Origin of the sequence: Microbispora triticiradicis (assembly GCF_005864065.1) — a bacterium.
Classification (GTDB): domain Bacteria; phylum Actinomycetota; class Actinomycetes; order Streptosporangiales; family Streptosporangiaceae; genus Microbispora; species Microbispora triticiradicis.
Window position 1 is genome coordinate 140240 of the sequence record NZ_VANP01000006.1, and the last position, 20767, is coordinate 161006.

Annotated in this window: 16 protein-coding genes and 1 pseudogene; 14 read left to right on the forward strand and 3 right to left on the reverse strand. The window is 71.3% G+C overall.

What is annotated here, in order from left to right; genetic code table 11:
- Positions 1-14: 14 nt before the first annotated feature.
- Positions 15-545: pseudogene (locus FED44_RS38465) on the reverse strand (ABC transporter ATP-binding protein); the annotation flags it as partial.
- A 333-nt stretch (positions 546-878) separates the two neighbouring features.
- Between FED44_RS38465 and FED44_RS17380 the strand changes: the two are divergent.
- The 12 genes from FED44_RS17380 (at position 879) to FED44_RS17435 (ending at position 15706) form a co-directional block, all read left to right on the forward strand.
- On the forward strand, positions 879-3623 hold the full coding sequence (locus tag FED44_RS17380) for a helix-turn-helix transcriptional regulator (protein ID WP_138461308.1): 2745 nt from the start codon (positions 879-881) through the stop codon (positions 3621-3623).
- A gap of 322 nt (positions 3624-3945) precedes the next feature.
- Positions 3946-4929 (forward strand): TauD/TfdA family dioxygenase, encoded by a 984-nt coding sequence (locus FED44_RS17385; RefSeq protein ID WP_165900903.1) that lies wholly within the window; start codon positions 3946-3948, stop codon positions 4927-4929.
- A 37-nt stretch (positions 4930-4966) separates the two neighbouring features.
- Positions 4967-6106 carry an amidohydrolase family protein gene (locus FED44_RS17390; RefSeq protein ID WP_138461309.1) on the forward strand — a complete coding sequence of 380 codons (1140 nt, stop codon included), beginning with the start codon at positions 4967-4969 and terminating at the stop codon, positions 6104-6106.
- A gap of 18 nt (positions 6107-6124) precedes the next feature.
- Entirely contained in the window at positions 6125-7240 is a 1116-nt protein-coding gene (locus FED44_RS17395; protein WP_117410164.1) for a hypothetical protein, read from the forward strand.
- The gene (locus FED44_RS17400) at positions 7233-8066 is read left to right on the forward strand and encodes a TauD/TfdA family dioxygenase (protein WP_133306163.1); all 834 of its coding nucleotides are present in this window, start codon (positions 7233-7235) and stop codon (positions 8064-8066) included. The genes FED44_RS17395 and FED44_RS17400 overlap by 8 nt, the downstream gene beginning before the upstream one ends.
- Before the next feature lie 19 nt (positions 8067-8085).
- Positions 8086-9153 carry a Rieske (2Fe-2S) protein gene (locus FED44_RS17405; protein ID WP_165900902.1) on the forward strand — a complete coding sequence of 356 codons (1068 nt, stop codon included), beginning with the start codon at positions 8086-8088 and terminating at the stop codon, positions 9151-9153.
- Positions 9150-9935 (forward strand): ABC transporter ATP-binding protein, encoded by a 786-nt coding sequence (locus tag FED44_RS17410; RefSeq protein WP_208759033.1) that lies wholly within the window; start codon positions 9150-9152, stop codon positions 9933-9935. Before FED44_RS17405 ends, FED44_RS17410 begins: the two co-directional genes overlap by 4 nt.
- Positions 9928-10692 (forward strand): ABC transporter permease, encoded by a 765-nt coding sequence (locus FED44_RS17415; RefSeq protein ID WP_117410160.1) that lies wholly within the window; start codon positions 9928-9930, stop codon positions 10690-10692. Before FED44_RS17410 ends, FED44_RS17415 begins: the two co-directional genes overlap by 8 nt.
- Entirely contained in the window at positions 10689-11450 is a 762-nt protein-coding gene (locus FED44_RS17420; RefSeq protein WP_117410159.1) for an ABC transporter permease, read from the forward strand. Before FED44_RS17415 ends, FED44_RS17420 begins: the two co-directional genes overlap by 4 nt.
- A gap of 47 nt (positions 11451-11497) precedes the next feature.
- Entirely contained in the window at positions 11498-12526 is a 1029-nt protein-coding gene (locus FED44_RS17425; RefSeq protein WP_167521503.1) for an ABC transporter substrate-binding protein, read from the forward strand.
- Positions 12519-13754: a glycosyltransferase gene (locus tag FED44_RS17430; RefSeq protein ID WP_138461312.1), complete on the forward strand. Its 1236-nt coding sequence runs from the start codon at positions 12519-12521 to the stop codon at positions 13752-13754. The genes FED44_RS17425 and FED44_RS17430 overlap by 8 nt, the downstream gene beginning before the upstream one ends.
- Positions 13751-15706 (forward strand): hypothetical protein, encoded by a 1956-nt coding sequence (locus FED44_RS17435; protein ID WP_138461313.1) that lies wholly within the window; start codon positions 13751-13753, stop codon positions 15704-15706. The genes FED44_RS17430 and FED44_RS17435 overlap by 4 nt, the downstream gene beginning before the upstream one ends.
- An 82-nt stretch (positions 15707-15788) precedes the next feature.
- Here the strand turns inward: FED44_RS17435 and xynC are convergent, their stop codons facing one another.
- Positions 15789-17516: a glucuronoarabinoxylan endo-1,4-beta-xylanase XynC gene (gene xynC, locus FED44_RS17440; protein ID WP_117410155.1), complete on the reverse strand. Its 1728-nt coding sequence runs from the start codon at positions 17514-17516 to the stop codon at positions 15789-15791.
- Positions 17517-17928: 412 nt separating this feature from the next.
- Between xynC and FED44_RS17445 the strand changes: the two genes are divergently transcribed.
- Positions 17929-18450, forward strand: a complete 522-nt coding sequence (locus FED44_RS17445) for a SigE family RNA polymerase sigma factor (protein ID WP_117410154.1) — start codon at positions 17929-17931, stop codon at positions 18448-18450.
- 23 nt (positions 18451-18473) lie between these two features.
- Positions 18474-19334: a hypothetical protein gene (locus FED44_RS17450; protein ID WP_138461314.1), complete on the forward strand. Its 861-nt coding sequence runs from the start codon at positions 18474-18476 to the stop codon at positions 19332-19334.
- Between the two features lie 80 nt (positions 19335-19414).
- Here FED44_RS17450 and FED44_RS17455 read toward each other — a convergent pair whose 3' ends face one another.
- On the reverse strand, positions 19415-20155 hold the full coding sequence (locus tag FED44_RS17455) for a trypsin-like serine protease (protein ID WP_208759034.1): 741 nt from the start codon (positions 20153-20155) through the stop codon (positions 19415-19417).
- Positions 20156-20767 lie beyond the last annotated feature (612 nt).

Consider the following 20767-nt stretch of genomic DNA (forward strand, 5'->3'; position numbering starts at 1 on the left):
TAGTGCGTGGTGATGACCAGCGTCTTGCCGGTGGCGCACAGCCTGTCGAGCAGGTCCCACAGCATCACCCGGCTCTCCGGGTCCAGTCCCGTGCTCGGTTCGTCCAGCAGGATCAGGTCCGGGTCGTTCACCAGGGCACGGGCGATCAGGAGCCGCCGCTGCATGCCGCCGGAGAGTGTCTGCGGCATGGCGCGGGCGTGCGCGGTGAGGCCCACCATCTCCAGCAGTTCGTCGGCGCGCGCGGCGGCCCGCCGCCTGGAGAGCCCGTGATAGCGGCCGAAGGTGGTGAGGTTCTCCCGCACCAGGATCTCGTTGTCGTGCGTCATCCCCTGGGGCACCACGCCGATCCGCGCCTTGGCGGCCCTGGGGTGGCGTGTCACGTCGTGCCCGAGCACCCGGAGAGATCCGTGGTCCGGTGCGAGCGTGGCGCTGAGCATGCGCATCAGCGTGGTCTTGCCGGCGCCGTTCGGCCCGACCAGCCCGTGGCGCTCGCCCGCCGGGATCGCGAGCGAGACACCGTCCACGGCGAGATGGGAGCCGTGCCGGCGGGACAGATCATGGCCCTCCACAGCCAGAGTCAGTGGCGCCCGGGCGAAAGGTCCGGCAAACGCGGGATCGGCCAGTTGAGGCTCGACCGAATTATGGCTATTCAAAGGGAGAAGTACCTTTTGGTAAGAGAGTTGTCCGTAGGTCCGCCTGTGCACGCGGTACTCGCGGCCGCTCCACCGAAGGAAGTAAACGTGACATTCTTGGCGGTTTCATCAGGGAAAACCCTGAATGTTTTGCATCAACTGTTACGTTGCGATCATCGCGGTAGTTGAATCTCCTCACCGCCGCGGCGACCGCTGCCGGTGAGGAAACTTCCGTCGAGAGGATCAATGGACGTCCCCGGCAGGGCCGACGAGGCCCGCGCGATCGAGACGTGGCTCGACGCCGGCGTCTCCGGCCCCTCCATGGGGGTGCTGGGCGGAGACGTGGGTGTCGGCAAGTCCACCATCTGGTCCGCCGCGCTGGCCGCCGCGAAGGACCGGTCGTTCCGGGTCCTCTCCTGCCGATCCGACCTGAGCGAGACCGGCCTGTCCTATGTCGGTCTCGGCGACCTCTTCGCCGGCCTGGAGGGCTCCGAGGCCGTACGCGGTCTGCGCGAGCCGCTGCGCGGCGTGCTGGCCGCCACACTGTGGTGGGAGCAGGCCCCCGGGACGCCGCCCCACCAGCGCGCGGTGGCGCTGGCCGTGCTGGACCTGCTCAGGAACCTGTCCGCCGAAGGACCCGTGCTCATCGCCCTCGACGACCTCCAATGGCTGGACTCCGCGACCGAGGTCGTGCTCACCTTCGTGCTCCGGCGCCTGACCGTCGAGCCCGTGAAGCTGCTCGTCACGCTCGGCGCGGAGACGGAGGGCGACGCCTGGCCCACGCTCGTCCGGGTGCTGCCCCCCGAGCGGGTCACCTGCTGGGAGGTCGGGCCGCTGGCCCCCCTCGCCCTGGCTGCCGTGGTGGAGAGCCGCTACGGCACGGCCTTCCCCCGGCCTCTGCTGCGCTGGCTGCACAGGGCGTGTGGCGGCAACCCCCTGTTCGGCCTGGAGACGGCCCGGGCGTGGAGCGAGCGGTCCTATCCGACCGGCGACCTCCCGCTGCCGGAGAGTCTGCGGCGCCTGCTCCGTGCGCGCGTCCGCGCACTGCCTCCGGCCGTGGCGGAGGCGGTGCTGGTGGTCGCCTGCGCCGAGACGCCCACGATCGCTCTCGTCCGCACCGTGATCGGCACGTTGACGGGGCTGGCGGAGGCGATCGCCCGGCGGCTCGTCGTGCTCGAACACGAGTCCCTTCGCTTCCGCGACCCGCTGCTCCGGAACGTGGTGTTCGAGGTCGCCGGACCACTGCGGCGCCGGGAGATGCATCAGCGGCTGGCCCGGGTGGTGAGCGACGTGGAGGAACGCGCGAGACACCTGGCCGCCACCGCCGGCCATACCGACCCTGTCGTGGCCGACACGCTCGCCGCCGCCGCCACGCTGACCGCCGCCCGTGGCGACCCGCTGACCGCGGGCGACATGACGGCGCAGGCCGCCCGGCTCACCTCCCCCGGGGAGCGTGAACTCCGCCTGCGCCGCTGGCGCGACGCCGCCGGCCACCTGATCTCCGGAGGAGACGGATCCCGGGCCCTGGACATCCTGGAGGACGCGCTGCGCCGCTGCCCGCCCGGGCCGGTCCGTTCGGAGATGCTCCTCCGCCTGGGGCAGGCCGCCTTCAATTCCGGCGACGTCGCGGGTTCGATCACGCGTCTGGAGCGCGGCCGTGCCGAGGCCGCCGGCCGGCCCGACCTGCTGATCCCGATCACGACCGGCCTGACGTACTACTGCGTGCACAGAGGCGACCTCGCCGCCGCTCAGGGGCATGCCAGGGAACTGCTGCGCCTCACCGAGGCGTCCGGGAACGACGACGCGCGCGGCGAGGCCGTCTCCGTGCTGTCCACGATCGAGTTCATCCGCGGTGCCCCGCCCCCGGCGGCCATGCCCGTGCCACACCGTCACAACCCCGTGGAGCACTCGCTCGCGGTCCCGCACCTGTACGGCTTCCTGTGCCGTTGCCTGGGCGACCTGCCCGCGGCGCGGGCCGTGTTCGGTGCGCTGCGCACCGCGGTCGTCGAGGCCGGCACCGTGGCCTGCGCCGACTGGGGGATGGCCTGGGCCACCGAGGTGGAATGCCTCGCCGGTGATCTGCGCGCGGCGGCGCGCTACGCGGACCTGGCCGCGCGCGCGGTGGAGGCGACCGGCGTCCCCACGTCCGCCGCCCTGTTCACCGAGGCGCTCCTGCTCGGCATGCACGGCGAGCTGGGCAGGGCCCGGCTGCTGGCCGGCGAGGGACTGCGGATCGCCCAGACCTCGGGCAACAGGCTGGCCGCGCTCTCGGTGCGCGCCCTGCTGGGCTTCATCGACCTGTCCGACGGCGACCCGATGGCGGCCGTCCAGCACCTGGACGCCGCCGAGCAGACGTCCCGCTCCCTCGGCGTCGTCCTCGACGTGGTCTGCCCGACGGCGGGCGCCGACCACGTCGAGGCGCTGGTGCAGGTCGGACAGTACGACCAGGCGGCCGAGCGCGTCGAGCGGATCCAGCGGCACGTGCGCGTCGCCGACCGGCCACTGGGGCGGGGCCTCGCCGGCCGGGCACACGGCGTGCTGCTGACCGCCACCGGATCCCCGAAACGGGGAGCCGCCGAACTGGAGGCCGCCGTGGCCGAGTTCTCCGCCGCCGGTGCGCCCTTCGAACTCGGCCGTGCCCTGCTCGCGCTCAGCAGGTCACAGAGCCGCCTGCGCCGGCGGGAGGCCGCGCGGCGCACCATGGAACGGGCGTCGAGGATCTTCACCAAGATCGGTGCCGAGTGGTGGGCGGGGAGAGGCGAGCCGCGGTCGAGGCTCACCCCGCCCGACCGCCTGACCGTGTCGGAGGCGCAGGTCGCCGCGCTGGCCGCCGAGGGCCGGACGAACCAGGAGATCGCCAGGGAGCTGGCGATCGGGGTGAAGACCGTGGAGAGCCATCTGTCCAGCGTCTATCGCAAGCTCGGGGTGCGCAGCCGCACCGAACTCGCGCTGCGCATGAACTCCGGCAGGCGGACCCCCGGGCACGGCTGACGACGATCCGCGTCCGATCACGGCGTTTCAGGGTTTTCCCCAATGACGCCGCAAGAAGGGGCATGTTAAATCAACTGCGTTGAAACCGGCCGCCGGGCCGGCGGCGTGTGCAATCCGAGGAGGCGTGTGCGATAGGAGAGGTATGACCCGCGCACCTCGGAACCCGGATCGACTCAGCCCCGGTTTTCCGCGCCCGGAATTACGAGGACCCGGGCGGGAATGACAGGCCCGGCACGCGTACTCCTCCGCTACGGAACGGATTTCCGCCATGTCCGAATCAACTGAGCCGCTGACAGAAATCCCCGTCGTCGAGCTTACAGACGTGGAAAGAGAGGCCCTCAGGGCCGGGATCGCCTCCGTCGACGCCAATCCGTACGACGAGTTCGAGACCTTCCTGGCGCAGGTCCGCCGGAACCGGGGCGTGCTCCCCGCAGGGGTGCGCGCGGCGGTGGAGGCCCTCCGGCTCCGCCGGGCGCCCGGCGCGCTGCTCCTCCGCAACCTGCCGATCGTCCGCGACCTGCCGCCCACACCAGGACGGTCCTTCTCCTCGCTGCCCGAACTCACCGCGGTGGGCACCGAGGCGTTGCTCGCCGGCGTGGTCGACCTGCTCGGCGAGCCGTTCAGCTACCTGGAGTGGGACTCCGGTCATCTGGTCCACAACAAGTACCCGATCCGGGCCCATCGCGATCTGCAGTTCGGGTCCAACGCGGTGGAGTTCCTCCTGCACACCGAGACGCCCTTCCGCGACGTGTCCCCCGACTATCTCGCCCTGCTCTGCCTGCGGGGCGATCCGACCGGTCAGGCCAAGACCCGGGTCGCCGACATCACCCGGGTGGTCGACTCGCTGGACGAGGCCGATCTGGCGGTGCTCGCCCAGGCGCGGTACGCGTTCGAGACCGACAACCCGGTGGTCGTCATCGACGGGCGCGGGCTCACCGAGCCGCAGCCGATCATCAGTTTCCGGGACGGCACGCGGGTGATCGAGTACGTCGGCGACCTCGTCGCGATCGACGAGGAGTCGCAACGGACGCTGGACGAGCTGTCCCGGCGGGTCCTGGCCATCGCCACCGACGTCCCGCTGGTCACGGGAGACCTGCTCGTCCTCGACAACTCGCGGGTCGTCCACGGGCGCAACGCCATCGTCCCGAGCTACGACGGGACCGATCGCTGGCTGCAACGCATGCTCGTCACCACCCGCCTGCTGGACGGCGACCGCGAGACCGGCCGCCTGATCTCCGATCGGCGTTACGCGAACTACCCCGACGACTACCAGAAGGCGCTCAGCCAGCCCGCCACCCAGCCGTAGCGGGCCCGGCTCCCCGACCGACGCGAGGACTCAGACCATGTGGAACGGCTACCCGGTCGTCGACGCGGACGGCCATGTGATCGAACCCGGGAATCTGTGGGAGGAGTACGTCGACCCCGCGTTCCGGGAGGCGTGCCTGCGGGTGGAGCGTGATCCGTCCGACGGCGACCGCCTCCTCATCCACGGGAGACCCTCCAGGCTCATCCGCCGGCTCGGCGGCGTCCCCTACGACCCGGACGAGCCCATCGTGGACTGGAACACCCTGGAACGCGCGGAGTACGCGTCCTTCAGGGAGTCGTGCCCGCCGGCGTCCTACGACGGCGACGCACGGGTGCGGTGGCTGGACGCCGAGGGCATCGAGGCCACGCTGCTCTTCCCGTCCCTCGGCCTCATCTGGCCCAGGGAGGTGGACTGCGCCTCCCCCTACGCGGTCGCCCACCTGCGGGCCTACAACCGCTGGATGGCCGACTTCGCCTCGGCCGCCCCGGACCGGCTCGTCCCCGTGGGTCAGCTGGCGCTGTCCCCTGAGGCGCCGTTTCCGCAGGAGGTGGCCGCGCTCGCCGCGACGGGCTTCCGGCACGTGATGCTTCCCCACGGGGTGACGGTCCTCGACGCCCGGCTCGACCCGTTCTGGGCGGCCGCCCAGGACCACGGCATGGTGATCCACCTGCACAAGGTCGCCGTGCCGCACCTGCTGCCGCTGCCCCTCCCGACCAGCGTGCGCGCGCCCGGCACAGGCGCCTTCTTCAACCACGTCAACGAGATCCTGCCCGGGCAGCTCTTCCTGGCGGGGCTGCTCGACGCCCGGGTCCCCGACCGCTTCCCGGACCTGCGGTTCGCCTTCCACGAATGCAACATCGGCTGGCTGCCGGCCTGGCTGGAGCGCGCGCAGGAGTCGTTCGAGACGCTGCGGGAGACCGGGCGCGACACCCCCGACCACCCGCCCCGGCACTACCTGTACGACCGAGACGCCTTCTTCTTCTCGACCGGCCTCGGCGAGCGCCTCGACCGGCTCCCCGAAGAGCTCCGCTCCCGGGTGCTCCTCGCCACCGACTTTCCCCACCCCGGCACGCCCTTCCGGCCGCGCGAGGAGTGGGACCCGGTTCTGGCGGCCTTCCCCGAGGACCTGCGCCGTGCCCTGCTCGGCGAGAACGCCCTCCGCATCCTGGACAAATGACTCCCCCGGAGAACTCTCATGAGACGTGCGGCCGCTCGTGACTCCCGCATCCCGCTGACGCTGAAGAACCTCGATCTCGTACGGATCGAAGAGGTGTTCCGGCTCGGCGCCCTCCGGGACGGAGTGCGTTTCGCCACCACAGACATCCGGCTGCCGATCCTCGGCCAGGTGCTGCCGCGGATCGAGATCGTGATCAGCGGGCCCGACTTCCGCAAGAAGATCACCGTACGGGTGAACCAGGCCTCTCCCTTCTGCTTCGACGGCACGCGGCTCAGCGCGCTGATCAACGACGAGGAGCGCGAGGTGGCCTGCGAGCAGTTCGTCGACGACGACCGGGCGCCCACCGGCATGTACAACTTCGGGCTGCTCCGCGAGAACGGCACCCGCAGTTTCGTCTTCGACTACCACACCTACTGCGCGTACTCCTGCGACTTCTGCTTCAAGGAGAGCGAGTGGGAGGTGCTCGCCATCCAGCAGACGAAGACCGGGAGCTACAAGGCCAACTTCGACGAATGCCTCCGCTACGTCGAAGAACACGCGGAGGACTTCCACACCAAGTACGACATCGTCTGGCTGTGCACCGGCAGCATCACGAACGAGGCGCTCGAACTGGAGCGCCACTGCCGGATGGCGACGGCGCTGCGCGACGTCGGGTACACGGAGGGGATCTACGTCTCGCAGGTCATCCCGCCGAGCCTCATCGGGAACCGGGCCCGCCGGATCGAATATCTCACCACCCTGCGCGACTCGGGCGTCTCCCGCTTCAACAGCGGGATCGAGGTGGTCAGCGCGGACTACCGGCGACGGCTCATCCACGGCTACAAGGCCGACATCACCTTCGCGGACTACGTGGACATCTTCACCGACGCGGTGGAGGTGTTCGGCTCCGGCAACGTCGGCAGCTGCCTTCTCGCCGGGATCGAGCCGCCCGAGGAGACCCTGCGTGGGCTGGAGACCATCGCCGGGCTCGGGGTCGTCCCCTCTCCCACGGTCTTCACCGCGTTCGTGGTCAAGCAGCAGCAGATTCCCTTCGTCTACGACCTCGACGAGCTCATCCGCGTACACGTGAAGTTCAACGAGATCATCGAGCAGTACCGGCTCCCCGTCTTCTCGGGGGTATTCAGCCTTGCCTGAGCACCACCCGCACCGCCGGGGGCTGCTGACCCTCCCCCCGGACGTCGCCGAAGGCGGCGAAGACCAGTCGTCCGGCCTCGGGCCCGAGCTGGCCCGGGCCGCGACGCGGTTCGGCCGGACCCTGGGCGAGGCCGGCCTGCTGCACGTCACCGGGGCATGGGTACCGGCGGACCTGCCGCCGACGCCCGACCGCCCCTACACCGAGGTGGGGCGCCCGATCGGGACCGAGTCGCCGCTGCTCGCCCTCGCGTCCCTGGTCGGCGAGGTGATCTCCTTCGCGGACTGGCACGCGGGCGCGCGCGTGCAGAACCTCTACCCGCTCCGCGGGGAGGCGTCCAGGCAGAACGCCAGCAACGCCGTCTACCTGGAGATGCACACCGAGACAGCGTTCCGCCCGAACACGCCGGACGCCCTCGTCCTCCTCTGCCTGCGGGCGGACGAGAGGGTGGGCACCCTGGCGTGCGACCTGCTCGACGTGTGGGCGGAGCTCGATCCCGGCACCCGCCGTGCGCTGGCCGAGCCGGCCTTCGCCTTCCGCCTGCCCGACGGCACGGTCACCGAGCCCAAACCGGTGGCGTCCCGGTGGCGCGGCCGGCTCCGCTTCAACTACGCCGAGGCGCTGTGCGCGGTCGGGGAGGAGTACGAGCGCCCGCTGCGGACGCTGCGTGAGGGGATCGCGGACCGCACCGTCACGATCAACCTTCGGACCGGGGACCTGTTGCTCATCGACAACACCCACCTCGTTCACGGCCGCACCGCCTACCAACCGCGCTACGACGGCACGGACCGCTGGCTGCAGCGATGCCTGATCCGTGCCGCCGCGTGAACGCACAACAGGAGAAAGATTGAGCAACCTCTGCGACATCGGTGTGGACCCCCGCTGCTGGTATCCGGCCTGCCGCAGCGACGAGCTGGGTCCGGGACAGGCCAGGGAGGTCCGCTTCCTCGGCCGTTCCTTCGTCGTCTTCCGTGACGGTCAGGGCGCGGTCCACTGTCTCGACAACGCCTGCGCGCACCGCCGCGTCGCGCTCCACGAGGGCGAGGTGCGCGACTGCCGCATCGTCTGCCCCTACCACGGATGGGAGTACGGCCCGGACGGAGCGCTCGCCCGGATCCCCTACTGGGAGGAGGAGGCGCCGCTTCCCCGCCTGCGGGTGCGGAGCTTTCCCGTCGCCGAGCGCAGCGGCCTGGTCTGGTTCGTCCCCGAGCCCGCCGACCCGCTGCCTCCGCAGCCGCCGGACACCTCGCGGTGGGACGGCGGCGAGTGGTTCTCGTTCCGGCAGGACCGGGTCTTCCCCAACCACTACGGCGTCGGCCTGATCAACGGGATGGACTACACCCACTTCCACCTGCATCGGAAGTACCAGCCCTGGTCGCGGCTGCGCCTGCGCGACCTCGAGACCGACGAGCAGCGCGTCTTCGGGGCGTACGAGGTGACCAGCGGGCACAGCCGGGCGGAGCGTACGCTCCGGATGCTGCTCGGCTCCGACCGGAACGCCTCCACGGTGACCTACCCGCTGGAGGTGTACTACGACTATCCCCATCATCAGGCGCGTCTCGGCGACGGGATGGTGGTGTGGGCCTTCTTCCGGCCGGAGGGCCGGGACCGGGTCGCCGTCTACATCACGCTTTACATCAAGGCCAGGCGGGGCACCAGGCGCCTGCGCCAGTTCGCCGAGCCGTTCTTCCGGCGTCTGGTGCTCGCCCGGATCCAGGAACAGGACGCCTGGATCGGGGTGCGCGAGCAGATCGCGTGGGAGACCCGGCCGGACGAACCGCGCTGCGAGCTCAACCCGGTGGCGGCCGCGGCGGAACGGCTGCTGCGGTCCAGGTGGCAGGCCTACGTCGAGGAGGCCGGCCCTCCGGACGACCGATGGCCGGGCGTCCGCCTCACGCACGGGGCCGCTCGGTGAGCGCACACGACGAGGAAACCTCGCCGGCCGGGACCGATGTGGCGATCCACGGTCAGGCTCTGTCCAAGAGCTACGGTTCCGGCCGCCGGGCCGTGCGGGCCGTAAGTGACGTCAGCCTGAAGGTCCGCACCTCGGAGTTCCTGGCGATCATCGGCCCGTCGGGCTGCGGGAAGACGACGCTGCTCCGGATGATCGCCGGGCTGGAGACGCCCACCGACGGCACGATCACCTGTTGCGGCGGTCCACCGGCCCGGCTGGCGCGGGAACACCGCATCGGCATGGCCTTCCAGGACCCGGCCCTCCTTCCCTGGGCGTCGCTGCGGCGCAACGTCGAGTTCGTCTACCGCGCCGCGGGACGGCGGCCGGACCGGGAGCGCGTCGACGAGATCCTGGACCTCGTCGGCCTCCGCAGCCTCGCCCACCTGCGCCCTCACGAGGCGTCCGGCGGAATGCGCCAGCGCGTGGCGCTGGCGCGGGCGCTGGTCATGGAGCCGTCGCTGCTGCTCCTGGACGAGCCGTTCGGAGCTCTCGACGCCATCACCCGGCGACGGTTGAACCGGGAGCTGGAACGCGTCTGGACCGTCGTCCGCCCGACCACCGTTCTGATCACCCACGCGGTCGATGAGGCCGTGATGCTGGCCGACCGCGTCGTGGTGATGTCGGGCCGCCCGTCCACCATCGTGAGGGAGATCACGGTGCCGATGGCACGGCCCAGGCCCGAGGTCCCGGACGAGTCGTTCCGGCACGCCGTGCAGGAGTGCATCGAGGCGCTCGATGCCTAGACCGTCTCTCCGTGGCCGCGCTCACCGCGCGGCCACGCCCCTCCTGGGCGGCGTGCTGCTCGTGTCCGCCGCCCTGCTCGTGTGGTACGGCTTCGGCGCCGCGGGTTCGGCGGAGATCTGGCCCGTTCTGGCCACGCGCCGGGAATTGCTGATCGAGTCGGCCGGCGTCACCCTGCTGGAGGCCGCGTACGGCCTGGTCGCCGGGGCCGCGCTCGCGATCGTGGCGGCCTGGGCGGCCGGCGCCGCGGACGGGGCGCGGGGGCCGCTCCAGCTCCTCATGCTGATCTGCTACGCGGTCCCGCTGGTCGCGCTCGGGCCGCTGCTGACCTCGTCGGTGGAGCGCGAGGCCATACCGGTGATCGCCGCCGCGATCAGCGTGGCCCTGCCGGTCTTCTCGGCGGCCGAGGCCGGGCTGGGGACCATCCCCCAAGGACTGCGCGACCTGCTCGCCGTGCACGGCGCGGGACGGTGGCGTCGCCTGCGTCTGGTGGAGGCCGCGGGCACTCTCCCTCACGTCGTGGAGGGCGTCAAGTTCGCCGTGCCCGGAGCCCTCCTCGGAGCGCTCATCGGTGAGTGGTTCGGCTCCGAGCGCGGGCTCGGCGTGCTCCTGGTCTCGGGGCTGCGTGAGGGGCAGGACGACCTGGTGGCGACGGTCAGCGTGCTCGTCGTCGCGGTGTCCTCGATCGTCTACGCGGTGTTCGCCCGGCTGGCCCGGACGGTCCACCGCCGCCGCGGAACCACCGGGAGCGTCGCATGAGCCGCGCGCGCGTGCACCGGCTGCTCGGATACGGCGTCGTCCTCGTCGGCCTCCCCGTGGTCTGGGTCCTGGTGCGCCTGAGCGGCGCCGTGCCCGCGCTGCTGGTGCCCGACCCCGCGAAGGTGGCGGACAGCCTGGTCGCCAAGGTCGCGGACCCGAGCGCGCTGGCGCTCACCGTGGCGCGTGCCGTCGCCGGCATCGGGCTGGGACTGGTGTTCGGCACGGCGCTGGCGATCGCCGCGCACCTTCTCCCGATGGTGGAGCCGCTCACCCGAGTCGCCGGGATGATCATGCGGTGTGTGCCGGTGCTCGCCCTGAGCCCGCTGATCGCCACGTTCTTCGGCTACGGCGGGCCGGCCGCGGTCGCCACCGCGGCGATTATGAGCTTCTTTCCCTCGTTCGCCCTGGTCGGCGCCGCTCTGTGGCGGATCCCGCCCGCCCTCGTCGACGTCGTCCGGGTCACCGGGGGCGGCCGGGGCAGGCTCCTGTGGTACGTCTCGCTGCCCGTCGCCCTGCCGGAACTGGTGCAGGCGGCCAAGCTGACCTCCTGCGTCGGGGTGCTCGCCGCGCTCACCGCGGAGTTCCTCACCGCCAACGACGGGCTCGGAGCCCTGCTGGCCCGCTCCCAGGGGCTCCTGGACACGCCCACGGTGTGGGCGATCCTGCTGACCTCGCTGGCCAGTTCCCTGCTCGCCTACGAGGTCATGGACCTCGCCGAGCGGAGGACACGTTCTCTCCTCTCCCTGCACAAGAACTGAACGGCACCAAGAAAACTGAACGGCACCAAGAAAAGGACGGACTCACAGTGGACCAGTTCTCCCGGCGCGGGTTCCTGCGCACCACCGTGGCTCTCGGCGGACTGAGCGCCGCGGGACTGCTCACGGCGTGTTCTCCGTCATCGGGCGGGGGGTCCGCGGACGGCGGGAAGGTGGTGCGTACCCAGTTATCCTGGCTGAAGACCGTCACGTTCGCCGGCTTCTACATCGCCGAGGAACAGGGGTACTTCAAGGAGGAGGGACTGTCGGCGCCGCTTCTCGCCGGCGGGCCGAACATCCCCGACGCCGTCAGCGTCGTCACCGCGGGTGGCGCGGACGTCGCACTGGTCGACTTCGGCGCCCTCATCAAGGCCAGGGAGAGCGAAGCCGACCTCGTCGCGATCGGCGCCGTCTTCCAGGAGAGCCCGGGCGGCTTCGTCAGCCTCGCGTCCAACCCGGTGCGCACCGCCAAGGATCTCGTGGGCAAGCGCATCGGCCTGTCACCCGGCGCGGAGGTCATGGTGGAGGCGATCCTGAAGATCAACAAACTGCCCGTCCGCTACGAACGGGTTCCGGTGGGCGCGGGCACCACGGCGCTCACCAAGGGGGACTGCGATGTCATGGCCTGCTACGTCACCGCCCAGCCACTCGCGCTGGAACAGCAGGGCGTCCGCGTGGTCAGCGTGACCCAGGGGCAGCTGGGCATGCCCGACTACGCGCTCGTCATGGCGGTGAAACGCGCCGACCTCGCGGCGGACCGGGCGCGTTTCGTCGGTTACCTGCGCGCGGTGATCCGGGGGTACCGGCACAACCTGAAGGACCCGGCGCTCGGGACCAAGCTGGCCGTGGAGAAGTACGGCAAGGACCTCGGACTCGATCCGGCGGCGGCCCGGCGGGAGAACGAGGTGCAGGCCGCGCTCATCCGCGGAGCCGCCGGTGACCGCGGCCTGGGCTCGATCGACCCCGACCGGCTGGCGGGTCCCGTCTACGCCGGTCTGCGGGCACGCGGCGTGAGCACGCTGCCTCCCGTCTCCTCGGTGCTGGACACCAGCCTGGCGAAGGAGGCCCTCGTTGGCTGAGCGGCCGGGCGAGCACGGCGCACCGGAGGTGTCCGTCGTCATCCCCACCTACAACCGGGCGCGGGAGCTGGACCGTACGCTGCGTTCCCTGGCTCACCAGGACCTGCCCCGCGACCGGTACGAGGTGATCGTCGCCGACGACGGGTCGAGCGACGACACCCGGCTCGTGGTCGAGGGCCACGCCGGGAACCTCCGGATCGGCTACGTCTACCAAGAGGACCTGGGATTCCGGGCGGGGCAGGCACGCAACCTCGGGGCGGCACGGGCCGAGGGGCGGATCCTGGTGTTCCTCGACAGCGGGATGCTCGCCTCCCGCCACCTGCTGAGCGGGCACCTGGCCGCGCACGAGGGCGGCGGCCGGGCCGTGATCGGTTACATCTTCGGCTACGACCACGACCCGGCCAACCGGGTCTCCCAGGACGATCTCGGCGAGCCGCCCGACGAGCTGATCGACCGGTTCACCCTGAGCGGGCGGCACCGGGACATGCGGGAGCCGTGCTACCGGAGCCTCGGGGACGACATCGACCGGTACGCCGCTCCGTGGATCTTCTACTGGACCGGCAACGTGTCCGTCGGCGCCGCCGACTTCCACCTGGCCGGTGGTTTCGACGACGACTTCGTCGGCTGGAGCGGTGAGGACGTCGAACTGGGCCGGCGCCTGTACGAGAAGGGGCTGAAGTTCACCCTGGCCCGCGGGGCGGCCTGCGTCGAGATCCCCCACACCCGCGACCTGGCGGCGCTGCGCCCCAGCTACGAGAAGCACGCGGCGCTGCTGCTGCGCAAGCACATGGATCCCGTCGTCGAGGTCTCCACGGTCTGCTGGGCGCACGAACTCCATCCGCGGCTCGCCGAGCTGCGGGCCGCGTCCCGGAACCGGATCCGCCTGGCCCGGCTCCGGCCGTCCGGCCGGCGGGTCGATCCCGGCCCCGCCACGGCCCTGTTCGGGGCCGACTGCCTGTACGCCGTGAACGGCGGTGACCTCTGCGTCGAGCCGGTTCCCGGACTCGCCCAGGAGGCGCGCCGCAACTCTCCCGGCATCGAGGTGCTGCCGCTGCACGGTTTCCGCACACTGCTGGAGCCCGGCACCTTCGACCTCTGCCTGCTCGCCCCCTCCCTGCGCGCCTATCCCCGGTGGGCGGTGGACCTCCTGGAGAGCGAGGCGGCCAGGATCGGCAGGCGCGTCCGGTGGCTTCCCGCGGCGGAGACCGTCCCGAGCGAGGAGCGATGACGGATCGCCTCGCCGGTCCCCCCGGGTTCCCGCGCATCAGCGTCGCCGTCATGTACCACCCGGCCAGAGGGGACCGGATCCCCCGGATCGCCGAGGCGTGTGCTCCGTTGCGGCTCGTACCGGTCCCCGACCCCGACCCCGGCTCGTTCCCCAGCCCGCTGCGTACGGCGAAGCGCGCGTGGGCGGCCTGGAGCCCGGACGCGACCCACCATCTCGTCCTCCAGGACGACGTGCTCCTCGTGGACGGGTTCTCCGCCCATCTGCGCGCCGCGGTCGCGGCCTGTCCGGACGACGCGCTCGCCCTCTACGCGCACTGGAACTCGCCCTACAACTCCTACGCGATCCGCCAGGCGGCGACCGGCGGCGCGTCGTGGGCGCGGCTCGTCCCCGGCGAGTGGGTTCCCACGCAGGGGCTCGTCCTGCCGGTCGGCCTGGCCAAGGAGCTCGGCGACTACCTGGCAGGCGTCCCCGACCACGTCCGCGACGACGACACGGTGATCGACCTCTTCCTGCGTGAGCGCGACCGCCGCGTCCTGGTGACCGTACCTCACCTGCTCGACCACGACGAGGTCGCCAGCGTCGCCGGGAACCTGGATCACGGCGTGCGGCGCGCCACGGTCCTCCTGCCCGGCGCGGACCTCCCCGCGGAACGCTGGCTGGAACCGCCGCGATTCGACAAGGGCGCGGTGATGCGCGGGAAGGGCGCCTCCACCTGGGACTTCTCCGTGACCTACGCCTTCGGCACCTGCTTCCTCGGCTTTCTGCGGCCGACGAGCGAGGAGTTCGTCCGGCATCCCTTCGGACGGTGGAGTGACTGGTGCGGCGTGCTCGGTCTCGGCCGGGCGGACGTTCTGGGAGGTCTGGAGGCCTATCTCGCGTCCCCGGACGGCCGCGACCGGGCGCGTGCCCTCGCGGAGGCGGGGACGGCTCCGGGCACCGCGGCGGAGCTGTGGGCGGCGGCGTTCCTGCTGGGGGCCGATGTCGGAACCGGCCTCGAAACCGGCCTCGGAACGGGCGGCGGAACGGGCGCGCCTGCGGATCTCGTCGGCCCGCTGCGGCGGGCGGCGGTGACCAGCTGGATCGACTCGGGGCTGCCCGCCGCCGACAGGGCGTTGCTGTGCGGCGGAGCGCGTGCGGCCCTGGCCGATCTCGGCGTCGCGGGCCTGACCCGTGGCCTGACCGCGGACCGGGGGCGGGCGGCCCCCTCCGACGAGCCACCGGCCGGGGAGATCCTCCGCCTGCTCGCCGTGCGGGAGGCCGAGGGATTCCTCCGCACGGCGCGTTTCCCTCCCCCGCTCACCGTCGAGGTCGTCACCTGCCCCCGCTGCGGGGCGGGGCCCGAGGAGGCCGCCGCGTATCTCAGGACGGTGGAGTTCTGCGCGCTTCGCGTGGTGCGGCCGGGCGCGGGGCCCCGCGACGGCACTCCGTGGCTGCGGATGACCGGATGCGAGCGGTTCCCGGTGCACGGGCTCACTCTCGTCGCCGATGTACGGGAACGGCTGCCGCGGCTCTCGGGGGAGTTCGTGACCCGGCCGGCCTTCCTGCTGGATCGGAGGCTCGACCCGGATGCGCCCGATCCGCTGCCCGCTCTGGCGGCGGTGGACGCGGCGGAACGCTGGGCCGACGACTTCTTCGCCGGTCGCCTCTCCCCCTCGGCGGCTCCGGACGTCATGGTCCTTCCCGTGTCCACCGGTGTCCATCGGTGGGCGGCCCGGCCGGCCGCGGACCTTCTGGAGCCCGCCGTCTGGGTCGAGGAGGTGAGCCGGTACGGGCGGGCCCTGGGCGGGCACCCGCTCGCTCCGCACTCCCCGGAGTCCGAGGCCGCGGAGCGCTACCGCGCGATCCGCGACGACCTGGTCCGGCGGAGGTTGACCGAGATCACCGTGAACTACCCGCGGGGCCCCCGGGTGAACGGCCGGCTCGATCCCGCGAAGCTCGTACGCCCCTGGTGACCCGGCGAGGTGCGGCCCCTCTCGCAGGAGAGGGGCCGCACCTGTCCCTTCGCAGGTCGGGTGCCAAGGGGTGTTCCGGCGGTCAGACCACCGTGCAGGGGACGCCGTTGAGGGTGAAGGAGGTGGGCTCGGACGTGTTGCCCGTGTGGCTGGCCTGGAATCCGATGTCGACGGTGGCCCCGGGGGCGAGCGTGCCGTTGTAGTCGACGTTGCGGGCGCTCACCTGGCCGCTGGAGGGCGAGTAGGTGGCGTTCCAGCCCGAGGTGATGGTCTGTCCGGAGGGCAGGGTGAACGCCAGCGTCCAGCCGTTGATCGTCGAGGACCCGGTGTTGGTGATGCTGATGCTGGCGGTGAAGCCGTTGCTCCAGCTGTTCATCGTGTAGGCGACCCGGGCCGCACCGGTGCCGCCGGTCGGCGACTGACTGGGTGACTGGCTCGGCGACTCGCTCGGCGACTGGGAGGGCGTCACGGTCGGCGTCACCGTGGGCGTCGCGGAGGGCGAGGAGCCGCTGAGGCTGGTCACGTAGGTCGTCATGCTGCGAGCGGGAAGCGTGACGGTGAGGGAGCCGTTCGACATGGTCGTCGCCGCCTGGGGCGCGACGTTCCTGCTCCCGTCGGTCACCCACGACGAGACACCGGCCGAGCCGGCGCCCGCCACGCTGAACTGCTGGCTCACCGCGGAGGTGTTCTTGTTGATGGCGACGATGACGACGGTGTTGCCGCTCCGGTACGCCGAGACGTAGACGTTCGTCGCCGGGTTCGCCGTCGCGTCGATCCGCACGTATCCGGGGCGGACGAACCTGGCAAACTGCGCCATGATGGCGCCGCGCTTGCTGAGCTGGCCGTCCTCCCGCATGGGGCCGTAGCTGCGCCGGATGTACCACCAGACGTACGCCTGGAACTCGGCCTCCACCATGGCGCGGTGCATGTGCTCGCCCACGTCGAGCGCCTGGGGCCAGGTGTCCGCCGAGTCGGTGCTGTTGGGGTAGTACACCTCCGTCATCCAGAGTTCCTTGCCCGCGCCCTTCTGCTTGAAGAGGGGGTAGGGGAAGTTCGAGTAGGACGTGCCGTAGAGGTGGGCCCCGATGATGTCGGTGTTGGCGAGCGCCGTGGCGTCGTTGAGGATCGGGTCCGACATGCTCTTCACGTACTGGAAGGACTCGGGCGCCATGACCCTGGTGTTGATCGAGCCGGCGTTCTCCCGCAGGAACTTCACCATCTCGGTGGTAGTCCACCACGTCCAGTCGTGCGCGTAGTCGGGCTCGTTCTGCACGGATATGGCGTACAGGTTCACCCCGTTGTTCTTCATGTACGTGCTGAAGGAGTTCAGGTGCTGGGCGTACGCCGCGTACTGGTCGTACCTGAGGCGCTTCGCGTTGGTCTGGCCGCTGCGGGTGAACGTCTCTATCATGCTGGCCGGGGGGTTCCACGGCGACGCGAAGACGGTCACCCCGAGCTCGACCGCGCGCTTCGCCGTCGCCAGGTCACGGCCGAAGTCCGCCTGGCTCTCGCCGACGGGGATCCGCAGGATGGAGAACCCCAGCTTGCCCTCGCCGGTCTGGAACGCCGTGTCCCGCTGGGCCGATGTCAGGTCGCCGGCCCAGGCGGCGTGGGTCATGCCGCCGAAGCCCTTGATCGTCTGCCGCTGCGCCGACGGGTTGACGGTCGCGGTGGCCGCCGCGGCCTCCGTGGCCCCCAGGACGGCCGACGTGGCCGTGATGACCGGGACGGCTCCTATCGTCGTCAGGACGGACCGCCGGCTCAGTGCCCTTCGCTCGCCGCTCACCGGTCCATTCTGGTCGTGCGTCATGTCTCCTCCTCATGGTCTCCGGTGCCGATCCGCGCCTTGACGTCGTGGTTCCTTATCGGCTCCGGATGTTGGCGTTAACATTCCCTCGCATGGACCGGCACGTGAGGCACCGGAGATGCGGACCGCTCAAGGTGGTGCGCGGAGGGGGTAACACTCCAGCGGAGTGTGGTTCCGCCCCTGGCGGGGGTCAAGCACGGGGTGCGGCCCGTACGCCCGTGACCTGTGCGAATGTCTCGCCGGACCGTGAAACTTACAGCTCGGCGAATCCGCCGCCCTGCACCGGTTCAGCCGAGGTCCGGGCCGGGGACCGTGCGGCGCCGGCCCGGGTCCGCCGCGCGTTTCCCGCTTCTCGTCAACCCGGATCGCGCCTCAGGGCGTGTCGGGGTGGCATCCGCCGACGAGAGGAGACCGGGTGGACGCGGATTTCGTGGAGTTCGTACGGCGCCGGGGCGACCATCACCTGAGAACGGCGGTGCTGCTGACGGGAGACTGGCACGCCGCCGAGGACCTGGTGCAGACCAGCCTCGGCAAGCTGTACAAGGTCTGGCATCGGCTGGACACCGGCAGCGAGCCCGACGCCTACCTGCGGCGCATCCTGGTCAACACCCACCGGTCCTGGTGGCGGGCCCGATGGCGGCGGGAGATCCCGCGCGCCGAGCACCCCGGTATGCCGAGCACGGAGGACCTGGGTGAGACGCGGGCGGTGGCCGAGGACATCAGGAACGCGCTGGCCAGGTTACCCGCGCGGCAGCGCACCGCCCTGGTGCTGCGGTTCTTCGCCGACCTGCCCGAGGCGGAGGTCGCCGACCTCATGGGCTGCTCGGTGGGGACCGTCAAGTCGCACACCCACCGTGGGCTGCACGCGATGCGGCGACTGATATCGCCCGGCCTGGTGGTCAACCACGCCGAGGCGGAAGGGAGTGGTCTCCGGTGAGACACCGACACGAGGAGCCGGAAATGAACGAGAGAGACCTGCGCACGCTGCTCGTCAGAGCCACCGAGGATCGGCCCGCGGGCATCGACCTCATGCCGTCGATCACCCCCCGGCCGAGGCGGGTCCTGGTGCCGTCGCTCGCCGCGCTGGGAGCCGCCGCGCTGGTGACCGTGATCGTGACGGCGCTGCCCGCGAGCCAGACGTCGGCGCAGGCCCAGGTGGCCGCCGCCCTCCACACCACGAGCGGTGAGAGCTTCCGGATCCACGTCCAGTCGGGCGGCCGGACGTGGGACGGCGCCTTCGATCCCGTCCGGCGGGTCGGGGTCATCGCGGAGGCGGGAGATCCGTCCGAGACCCGCTTCGTCGGCGACCTGATGTACCAGAAGCCGGCCGGCGCGTCGAAATGGGAGGAGCTGCCGCGCGTCGACGAGAGACTGCGGAACGCGCCGCCGACGGCCGCCCTGGTCAAGCTCGCCCCGCAGGACCCGCAGGCGGCCCTGGAGCGGCTCCGCGCGGCCACCGACGTACGCGAGGACGGCCCGGCGTCCGGCCCCGGGTGGAGCGGGCGGCGGTTCGCCTTCACGCTGACGGACGGATCCGGATCCGGATCCGGATCCGGCGACGCGGAGTTCCGGTCTCCGGCGCTCTCCGGCCAGGTGGACGTGGACGACGAGGGGCGGGTGCGACGCCTGGAGTTCGACTTCCCGAAGGACAACCATCGTCTCGTCATGGACATCGCCGGCTTCGGCACCCCGGTGACCGTCACCGCCCCGCCCCCCGGCGAGGTGGTGCCCGGGCCGGTGGACGCCTCCGGCGGGGCCAAGGGTGAGCCCGCCCCCGATCTCAAGGGGCGGGACGCGAAGCCGGCCGCCGGGAAGTCCTGATCAGGCGGTTCCCGGGCCGGGGCGGCGCCGCCCCGGCCCGGGACCGCGAGGCGGCGTGACCGCGACGGCCACCGCACTCGTCAGGGAAGAGCGACGAACCACCTCAGGAACTCCCGGGCGGAGGGGGTGTCCAGCCGGTAGTCGATGTTCGTCGACCTGCAGACGTCGTCCACTCCGCTGATCGTCGTGGCCACGAGCAGATCGGAGTCGGCGGTGCCGAGGAAGTTCGGGCCGCCGGAGTCTCCAAAGCAGGTCCCCCCTTCCCCACGCTCCGGGTCAGGCGTCAGCCTGAGCCAGGTGGCGCCGAGGCGCCCGAACGAGATGGACGTCCGGTTGCGCGTGTCGTTGTAGGTGAACCGCCACCCGCCCTCCCTCTTCGTGGGGGTCAGCGCGCCGTACCCGACGGGGGTGAACCGCGTCGACTTCAACGTGCCGTCGTCCCGCATCCGGTCGAGCAGGCCCTGGGCGGGCAGCCTGGCCGGCTTGATCGCGGGGACCGCGGAGGGGAAGACGACGACCGCCACGTCGTGGAGATGGTGCCCGCGCGTGTACCTCGGGTCGCGTACGAAGCGGCCGGTGAAGACCTTGGCCCCGGGCTCGTAGCGGCCGGCGAAGGAGACCCGCGCCGTCCGCTTCCCCGGACGGCCGCAGTGGGCGGCGGTGAGGAAGACGGTCGGGGAGATCAGCGTGCCGGTGCAGTACGCCCATGTGCCGTCGCTCTCCGGGGCGTCGCCGATGAGGGCTCCCACCTGCGGATGATCGTCGCGGTCCACCGAGCCGTTGGTGATGGCCGACGCGGGGGTGGCGATTCCGACGATCATACAAAAGATAATCATGACAAATGGGACGAAACGCATGGGCAAATGTACCCCGTTTATGCGCTTTGCCCCGAAACCCAGAGAAAAGATCTACCGGCCGCGTATCCGGACGGACGTGCAGGAGAACGCCGGGAAAAGCCCGCCCGGCCGTCCGCGTCGGCAGCCCGTCCGCCGATCGGCCCCATGGATGCCGTGCGCGTCACCCGGCGCGTCCGCGCCGGTGACGGGCACGGCGAGTGGTGGCGTACGACCAGGCGGGAGGCGGGACGACGGTCACGGCAACCTCCCCAATCGGCGCGGCTTCGGACGGCGATCCGCGGTAACGGCCGGGACGGGACGGAGCACGCGGCGGCCCCGGCAGGGGCGAGCACAACCAACCTCACGCAATTCCCCGGAAGGCTTTCGCCCGCCGCGCAAAGCGGCTGTGAGCTCTGGGGAACGACGCGCCCAAACACCAGAGGAAGCTGCGCTTTCTGATGCGCGAAGGCGTTGTTTGCGGCTTGATGGGTGACTGTGCCGTTTGTTACCCATAGCGTGAGAACCAGGGTCTGGATCCAAAGGTTCGATGGATCGAATCGCGCTCCGTGTGGCCGGAGTTCCCGGTGACATCACGGA

Coding starts and splice junctions, on each gene's coding strand:
- FED44_RS17380 (WP_138461308.1), top strand. CDS start 879: ATGGACGTCCCCGGCAGGGCCGACGAGGCCCGCGCGATCGAGACGTGG.
- FED44_RS17390 (WP_138461309.1), top strand. CDS start 4,967: ATGTGGAACGGCTACCCGGTCGTCGACGCGGACGGCCATGTGATCGAA.
- FED44_RS17395 (WP_117410164.1), top strand. CDS start 6,125: ATGAGACGTGCGGCCGCTCGTGACTCCCGCATCCCGCTGACGCTGAAG.
- FED44_RS17415 (WP_117410160.1), top strand. CDS start 9,928: ATGCCTAGACCGTCTCTCCGTGGCCGCGCTCACCGCGCGGCCACGCCC.
- FED44_RS17420 (WP_117410159.1), top strand. CDS start 10,689: ATGAGCCGCGCGCGCGTGCACCGGCTGCTCGGATACGGCGTCGTCCTC.
- FED44_RS17435 (WP_138461313.1), top strand. CDS start 13,751: ATGACGGATCGCCTCGCCGGTCCCCCCGGGTTCCCGCGCATCAGCGTC.
- xynC (WP_117410155.1), bottom strand. CDS start 17,516: ATGACGCACGACCAGAATGGACCGGTGAGCGGCGAGCGAAGGGCACTG.
- FED44_RS17450 (WP_138461314.1), top strand. CDS start 18,474: ATGAACGAGAGAGACCTGCGCACGCTGCTCGTCAGAGCCACCGAGGAT.
- FED44_RS17455 (WP_208759034.1), bottom strand. CDS start 20,155: ATGATCGTCGGAATCGCCACCCCCGCGTCGGCCATCACCAACGGCTCG.